The following is a 7,353-nucleotide window of genomic DNA, read 5'->3' on the forward strand; positions in this document are numbered from 1 at the left end:
CGCTTCGTCACCCGTCACACGGCCGAGTCGTCACACTGCTCTGCGCAACACGTCCCGGAAGGCGCGCCGCACCGGCGGCGGGGCGGGGGGCGAGAGCACCTCCGGCCGGACGACGCGGGGTGGCGAGAACACGGTTCCCTGAGCAAGCGGCAGGTCGAGGTCGATCAGGTCCGGCACGTCGGCCTCGCGCTCGACGCCCTCCGCCACCAGCCGGATCCCGGCCCGCGCCAGGGTGGTGGCGAGCGCCGCGCCGTGCTCGCCGAGCAGGGTATCAAGGCCGACCTTGGCGTAGCTCGCCCCGCGGGCCGCGAGCGCGGCGGCGTCGAGGCGCGGATCCACCACCCGGTCGACCGCGAGGCCGATCCGCTCGCGCAGGGTGTTGAGGGCGCTCGCCTGCTCGGCATCGAGGCTGCGCCAGCTGCGCTGCGGCAGCGCCAGGATCAGCCGGCCGGCGAGTTCCGGATGCAGGTCGATCAGGCGGCCCACCGCCCGCAGGAAGCCCGGCTCGAACAGCGAGCCCGGCGACAGGGCGTAGGCGACCGGCGTCTCGCTGCCGCGGCCCGCGAGGTGCTGGCCGATCGCCGTCACGCGGGCGAGCATCAGCCGGTCGAGTTCGGTGGTGCGCCCGTGCCGCTCCAGAACCCGCACGAATTCCGCCGGCGACAAGAGGGCGTCGCCGACGCGCAGGCGCGCTAGGGCCTCGTAGAACGCCACCTTGCGCTGCGGCAGGCTGACGATCGGCTGCAGGTAGACTTCGAGGCCCTGGGTGAGGGCGGCGAGGATCTCGGCCTCCGGGCGGGGCTCTGCGGCGGGCTCGGGCACGAAGGGCCGGTGCGGCGCCGGGACCGTGTCCCGCGGCAGGATCGGGTCGGAGGCCCACGGCGCGGCCGGAGGAGTACGGGCGGCCGCCGGCGGCACGGAGGCGGGCTCCGCTGGCCAGGACGGCACGGGCGGCGGCGCGGGAGCCTGCGCGGCGGCGGGCGCGAAGGTCTGCGCCGCGGCGTAGGCGGGGGGCGTGCGGGGCGGCTCGGCGTGGGCGGCCGGCATGGAAGTGGACGGCATGGAAGCGGCCGGCATCGGAGCCGCCACGGGGTGGGGAGCCGCCGGATAGGGGACGGGCGCGGCCTGCACCGGCGGCGCCTGGGCCGGCGCGGTCGGGGCCTGCACGGGCTCGGGCGCGACGGTCTGCGGCGCTGCGGCGGCCGGTCCGGCCTTCAGGCGGGTCAGGTCGTCGTCCTGGGCCGCCACCGCGATGGCGAGCTCGCGCACGATGCCGCCGAGCAGGCCGATCTCGGCCGTGACTTCGGACAGGCCGCTCTCCAGCTTCCCGGTCTGTTCGGCCGGTGCGCCCTGCTGCTCGAGCGTCAGCAGGCGGCGCGAGAGCAGGTCGATCTCGCCCGACAGCTTCTCCACCTGCCCGGCGAGGCGGCGGGCGCGGCGAAAGGAGAGCGCCGTTGCCACGCCGCCCAAAATCGCCGCGGCGAGCGCGGCCCCGGCCACGGCGCCGAGGACGGGAGCGGACAGGAAGGCGACCGCCAGGCAGAGCCCGCCCGCCAGGAGGCACGAGAGGCTGAGGGCGATCCGGCCCACCGACGACCCGCCGGCGCGCCGGCCGGTCTTGAGGGCCATGGCGATTCCTCTTACGCGTCGAGGACATGCCGGGTTCCGCGAGGTCCGGCATGTCCCGGTTGTCGCCGAGGTGCCGAATACCCGCAAGACGCCGCCACGGGCTGCCCACGGTTTTCGCGGGACCCTTGTCCTGAATGCCGCAGTAACCGAGATGGCTTGCGCGGCCCTGGTGCGCCGCAGCGTGTAAGGAGAGACACGATGACGGATCGGTCCGGCGAGCGGATGGAACTCCTGATGAAGGTCGAGGGCATGACCTGCCAGGGCTGCGTCGCGGCGGTGACGAAGGCGGTCCAGCGCCTCGACCCGGCGGCGCAGGTGCGCGTGGACCTGGAGGCGGGCCGGGTCGCGGTCGTGACCGACGCCCAGGCCCTCGACGTGGCCCAGGCGCTGGATCGCGCCGGGTACGAGGCCGAGGCCATGACGGGGTAGAGATGCGCCCGCGCCCGATCGCCCGGGGACAAGAATCCCGGGCCCCGCGCGCTCTAACGTTCGTTTAAGCCGCCTCTGCGAGGGTTTCGGCAGTTCGCAGTGTAGGGGCGCCGGGGCCGCGAGGTCTCCCGCGCTGGCGTGGCGGTGTGCGTATCAACAGTGCCTTTGCGTCCCTGATCGATGCCCGGCTGACGGGCCTCGTCCACGATTCCGTCGCGGGCGACCCGGCCGAGCGGGCCCGCCACGAGCGGTTCCTGATCTCGCGGCTCGCCACCGGCGCCGTGCTGATGGCGATGCTGCCGCCCTACCTCCTCTGGCGCGGCGTGCCGACGCTGATCGAGGCGGCGGCGGCGGCCTGCCTGATGCTGCCGGTGGTCGCGGCCCTGCTGCTGGCGCGCACAGGCAACCTCACGCTGGCGCACGGCCTGTCGTCGGCGGCCCTCACCGGGCTGATCGTGTGCCTGGCGAGCCTCACCGGCGGCCCGACCTCGGCGGTCGGCATCTGGCTGGTGATGATCCCGGTCGAGGCGCTGCTCGCCGGCTCGCACCGGGCCGGCCTGGTGGCGGCGGGCTTCGCGATGCTGGGGGCGGTGGCGGTCGCGATGATCGAGCCCGCTACGGGCCTCGGCTTCTTCGCCTGGCCGGCGGCCCTGGCGATGCCGGTCTTCGCCATCACGGCGATCTGCCACGTGCTGGCGCTCTCCGTGGAGCATCGCCGCCGCGAGGGGCGCTGGAGCGCCCGGCTGAACGCCGCCTCCCTGCGCGATGCCCTGCTGCTGGACGCCATCGACGACCTCGTGACCTGGCACGACCGCAACGGCAGCGTGCTGCAGGCGAGCCCGGGCGCCCGGGCGCTGGCCGGGACGACGCCGGACGCCCTGGAGGGCCGCGGCCTGTTCAACCGGGTCCACGTCTCCGACCGCCCGGCCTTCCTGACCGCGCTCAGCGCGGCCGCGGACCAAGCTCAGCCGGTGACGGTGCAGTTCCGCCTGCACGCCGCCGGCGAGGCGGGCGGGCCCGGCCGGGTGATCTGGGCCGAGATGCGGGCCCACCGGGTGCCCGGCACGGCGATCCCGGCGGCAGCCGGCGAGGCCGCCGTGGTGGCGGTGACCCGCGACGTGTCGGAGCACCGGCGCCGGGCCGAGGAACTCGATCAGGCGCGGGCTGCGGCCGAGCGCGCCGACGAGGTCAAGAGCCGTTTCCTCGCCACCGTGAGCCACGAGCTGCGTACGCCGCTCAACGCCATCATCGGCTTCTCGGAGATGCTGGAGGCCGAATCGACCCTGGCGCTCGGCCCCGAGCGGCGGCGGGAATATGCCGGCATCATCCACTCGTCCGGCCGGCACCTGCTCGAGGTGGTCAACGCCCTGCTCGACATGTCGCGGATCCAGAGCGGGAACTTCGACTACGTGCCCGAGCCGTTCGACCTCGCGGGCCTCGCCCGCGGCGTCTGCGACCTGATGCAGATCCGTGCCGACCAGGGCGGGGTGCGCCTGCGCCGCGAGGTCGCCGCCGACCTCCCGGAGATCACGGCGGACCCGCGCGCCTGCCGGCAGATGCTGATCAACCTCCTGTCGAACGCCGTGAAGTTCACCCCCCGGGGCGGCGACGTGACGCTCTCGGTGCGCCGGGTCTTCGACCGGGTCGAGATGGCGGTGGTCGATACCGGCATCGGCATCGCCGAAGCCGACCTGCCGCGCCTCGGCGATCCGTTCTTCCAGGCCGGCCTTGGCGCCGGGGCCGCCTATGGCCGCCCGCACGAAGGCACCGGCCTCGGGCTCTCGGTGGTGCGCGGCCTCGTCGGGCTGCATCACGGCGAGCTCACCGTCGAGAGCAGCCCGTCCTGCGGTACGCGGGTGGTCGTCACGCTGCCGCTCGATTGCCGCGGCATGCGCGCCGTGCCCGGCGGACCGGCGGCGATCCGCACCGGATCCCTCGCGGGGAGCGCCGCCGAGGTGTCCCCCACGAGGACGCCCGCCACGATGCGGCTGACCGGCTGACGTGACCCGCCCATCCCTGGTCCGCTCCAAATCCGGCCGCTCGGAGGCGGAGCGGCCGAACCCCGAAGGAGACGCGATGTCCGAGGCGCCGGCCCGGAAAACCGTCGAGGCGACGGCCCGACGACACGATTCCGACGTGGCGCTGACCGCCGAGACGCGGCCGGCACCGCGCCCGCGGTCGGGGCCCCGGGCGCCGCGCGCTCCCAGGAGCGCCCCGCGTCCCGCCGGTCCCCTCGATCGCCTGCGGGGCCGGGCCGACCAGCTCCTGCGCCACCCGGCCGGAATCGTCGGGGGTCTCCTCGTCCTGGGGGCGGTGGCGGCGGTGGCGGCGAATGCCCTCAGCTTCCAGACCGGCCGTCATCCGGCGCCGCTCTTCGCCAAGACGACCCCGGCCAAGACGACTCCGGCCAAGGACATCTCGGCCAAAGGCCCTCCGGCCAAGGCGGTGTCGGGGCCGGTTGAGACGTCGGAGGGCGCCAACCCCGCGACGACGGCCCGGGCGGATGCGGCCCGTGCTTCGGGCGACACTCCGTCGCGGTCGCCCAAGCCGGACGCCATCGGCGCGCTGGTCCGCGGCGACGACCACACCACCGCCTCGGTCAACCCGAGACCCGTTCCGGCCAGATCTGCGCCCGTTCCGGTCCGGGAGGCTGCCGGCAAGGCCGCGCCCGCGTCGCATCCGCCGGCACCGGTGCGGGAGGCGAGGGCCGGCGAGCCGAAGGCCGCGGCCCTCCACGCCGCGGCACCGGTGGCCGGGGCGAAGCCCGACAAGTCGGTCGCCTATGCGCAGCGCGCCCTGATCAAGCTCGGTTACGGCCCGCTCACGGTCGACGGCATCGCAGGCCCGAGCACCCGCGCGGCGCTGGCCCGCTTCGAGCGCGAGCGCCGCCTGCCCGGCGCCAGCGTGGCGCGCCGGACCCTGCAGGAACTCGAGGCGCGCTCGGGGCTGAAGCCGGATTAGCGGCTCGTTCCGTCGCGGATGGGATGGGCGGCCTGGCCCCGCGCGCTCAGAACGCGACGCTGTCCACCACCTTGCGGAAGCGCGGCAGCACCGCCTCGCGGTCCTGCGCGCGCACCACGCCGACGGCGCGGAAGTAGCCGTCGGGCTGGAAGCGGATGGTCTGGGACACCACCACCGGCGTGCCCGACGGGACGTCCACCGCGCGCGCCACGATCTCGTGCCAGTCGGCGCCGTTCTGGCGGAAGCTCTGCGAGCGCTCGATCGCGAAGTCCTTCATGGTCTGGTTCGAGTAGAGCGCGGCCTTCGCGAAGGCGTCGCGCTGCTCGGCCGGCGGCGCCGGCTGCACCGCCTCGGCCAGCACCAGGATCGGCTGCTCCAGGTTCATCATCTGGTCCTTCGGTCCGTCGGTGTAGAGCACCGAGTTGCCGCCGAGCACCCGCACCGGGCGGAAGCCCGCGGCTTCGGTGATCCGGAAGGGGAGGGCCGCGACCTGCTGGTCGAGGGTGAGCGCCGGGCGCACCCGCACGCTGGTCAGCATCGTGCGCATCGCCTCGTCGGACTCGGCCGCGGGCAGGGTCTGGCCGATGATGATGCCGGTGACGGTCGGATCCGAGACGAGGAAGACCCATTTGTGCAGGGCCGGCGCGCCGGCGGGCTGCTCGATCGGCTGCTCGCCGGTGAACAGCAGGCCCTCGCGCCCGTCGGCGAGCTTCAGCGTCTCGCGGCTCTTCACCACCAGGCCCTGGCTCTTCAGGTTCTCGTCGGTGAAGTTGGCGGTGAGATCCTTGTAGGCCTGCGGCGGCAGCTCGACCACCGAGACCGTGGCGCCGCCGCCCTGCCGCTCGAAGCCGGTGAAGCGGCGCGACACCACCATCTCCTTGGCCGGCTCGAAGCCGAAGCGCGAGCCCGGCGGGTAGACCGGATCGGCCGCCAAGGCCCCGGCCGGCAGGCCCAGGAGGCCGGTCGCTAGGCAGGAGAGGAGCGCCAGGGCGCGCAGCGACAGGGGACTCGTCGGCATCAGACTCGTCTCGGTTCGGCGGACGCCGCCCGGGATCGGACGGCCGTCGGGATTCCGGCGGATGCGTCGGCCGCCCGGGCCGCTCTGTCAAGCGGGGCGGATCGCCGAGACGCGCCGCAAGGTCAGGTTGAGGCGCCCGCCCGGGGGCACGGCCTCGGGCAGGGCCGGGCCGGATCCGGGAGCCAGGAGGTCGGCGGGCAGGAGGCGGTCGACGCCGTGGAAGATCAGGCGCGAGGGACCCCCGATCACCAGGGCGTCGCCGGAGGACAGCCGCACCGAGCGCGTCGGATCGGAGCGCTGGAGGCCGCCATAGCGGAACAGCGCGGTCGCCCCCAGCGACAGCGAGAGCACCGGCGCGGCGAACTCCGCCTCGTCCCGGTCCTGGTGCAGCCCCATCCGGGTGCCGGGCGCGTAGAGGTTGACGAGGCAGGCCTCCGGCCCGGCCGGGCAGCCGGCGAGGTCGGCCCAGGCCCGCATCGCCGCCGCGGGCATCGCCGGCCAGGGCCGGCCGGTCTCCGGATGCCGCGCCTGGTAGCGGTAGCCGGCCCGGTCGGAGACCCAGCCGAGGGGACCGCAATTCGTCATCCGCACCGAGAACGGCTTGCCGGTGCGCGGCATCGTCGGGGTGAAGGGCGGCGCCTCGCGCAGCACCGCGGCGAGGTCGGCCGCGAGCGCGGCCTGCGCGGCGGCGTCGAGATAGCCCGGGTAATGGATCAGGCCGGGGGCGAGGTCGATCAGGGCGCGCTCCTCTGTCGGACATGCCTGTCCTACCCGATCTTCCGCGCGATTTCCCGCTGAGCCGACGGGACCGCCATGGTAGAGCCGGCCGGGACGATCCGCGCCCCGAAACGATTCGCACCATGACGATCCGCACCGCCACCCTGATCGGCTCCGGCGCCATCCTGCTCTGGTCGCTGCTCGCCCTGTTCACCGCGGCCTCCGGCGCGGTGCCGCCGTTCCAGCTCGCCGCCATGACCTTCCTGGTCGGCGGGCTCCTCGGCTGCGCCAGCTGGATCGTGCGGCCCTCCGGGCTCGCCGCCCTGCGCCAGCCGCCCGCGGTGTGGGCGCTCGGGATCGTCGGGCTGTTCGGCTATCACGCGCTCTACTTCGCGGCCCTGCGCCTCGCGCCGCCGGCGGAGGCCGGGCTCATCAGCTATCTCTGGCCGCTGCTGATCGTCCTCTTCTCGGCGCTGCTGCCCGGGGAAGGGGGGTTGCGCGCGGCGCACCTCGCCGGCGCGCTGCTCGGCCTCGCCGGCGTCGTCACGCTCTTCCTCGGCCGCGGGTCGCTCACCTTCGAGGCCGCCGCCCTGCCGGGC

At 74.8% G+C, this 7,353-nt stretch carries 7 protein-coding genes; 4 read left to right on the top strand and 3 right to left on the bottom strand.

The genetic code is table 11. The features are described 5' to 3' along the window. Positions 1–30: 30 nt before the first annotated feature. Positions 31–1,629, bottom strand: coding sequence for an EAL domain-containing protein (locus VQ03_RS28795; RefSeq protein ID WP_048454356.1), 1,599 nt, complete (start codon positions 1,627–1,629; stop codon positions 31–33). 198 nt (positions 1,630–1,827) lie between these two features. Here VQ03_RS28795 and VQ03_RS28800 point away from each other — a divergent pair, with 198 nt between their 5' ends. From VQ03_RS28800 to VQ03_RS28810, 3 genes are all read left to right on the top strand, one after another. Continuing rightward, a complete protein-coding gene (locus tag VQ03_RS28800) occupies positions 1,828–2,058 on the top strand; it encodes a heavy-metal-associated domain-containing protein (protein ID WP_048454357.1) in 231 nt (76 codons plus the stop codon). Between the two features lie 146 nt (positions 2,059–2,204). Then, positions 2,205–4,058: a sensor histidine kinase gene (locus VQ03_RS28805; protein ID WP_048454358.1), complete on the top strand. Its 1,854-nt coding sequence runs from the start codon at positions 2,205–2,207 to the stop codon at positions 4,056–4,058. A 76-nt stretch (positions 4,059–4,134) separates the two neighbouring features. Further along, on the top strand, positions 4,135–5,019 hold the full coding sequence (locus VQ03_RS28810; protein WP_048454359.1) for a peptidoglycan-binding domain-containing protein: 885 nt from the start codon (positions 4,135–4,137) through the stop codon (positions 5,017–5,019). A gap of 46 nt (positions 5,020–5,065) precedes the next feature. Here the strand turns inward: VQ03_RS28810 and VQ03_RS28815 are convergent, their stop codons facing one another. Both VQ03_RS28815 and VQ03_RS28820 read right to left on the bottom strand, forming a co-directional pair. Next, entirely contained in the window at positions 5,066–6,037 is a 972-nt protein-coding gene (locus VQ03_RS28815; RefSeq protein WP_053078781.1) for a hypothetical protein, read from the bottom strand. 87 nt (positions 6,038–6,124) lie between these two features. Beyond that, a complete protein-coding gene (locus VQ03_RS28820) occupies positions 6,125–6,775 on the bottom strand; it encodes an alpha-ketoglutarate-dependent dioxygenase AlkB (protein WP_048454360.1) in 651 nt (216 codons plus the stop codon). A 122-nt stretch (positions 6,776–6,897) separates the two neighbouring features. Between VQ03_RS28820 and VQ03_RS28825 the strand changes: the two genes are divergently transcribed. Continuing rightward, positions 6,898–7,353, top strand: a 456-nt coding sequence (locus VQ03_RS28825; protein WP_048454361.1) for an EamA family transporter, incomplete at its 3' end; no start/stop codon positions are given.

Origin of the sequence: Methylobacterium tarhaniae (genome assembly GCF_001043955.1) — a bacterium.
Classification (GTDB): Bacteria; Pseudomonadota; Alphaproteobacteria; order Rhizobiales; family Beijerinckiaceae; genus Methylobacterium; species Methylobacterium tarhaniae.

What these genes read in the sequence shown, in the direction of transcription:
- VQ03_RS28800 (WP_048454357.1), top strand. Translation starts at nt 1,828, where the DNA reads ATGACGGATCGGTCCGGCGAGCGGATGGAACTCCTGATGAAGGTCGAG.
- VQ03_RS28810 (WP_048454359.1), top strand. Translation starts at nt 4,135, where the DNA reads ATGTCCGAGGCGCCGGCCCGGAAAACCGTCGAGGCGACGGCCCGACGA.
- VQ03_RS28795 (WP_048454356.1), bottom strand. Translation starts at nt 1,629, where the DNA reads ATGGCCCTCAAGACCGGCCGGCGCGCCGGCGGGTCGTCGGTGGGCCGG.
- VQ03_RS28815 (WP_053078781.1), bottom strand. Translation starts at nt 6,037, where the DNA reads ATGCCGACGAGTCCCCTGTCGCTGCGCGCCCTGGCGCTCCTCTCCTGC.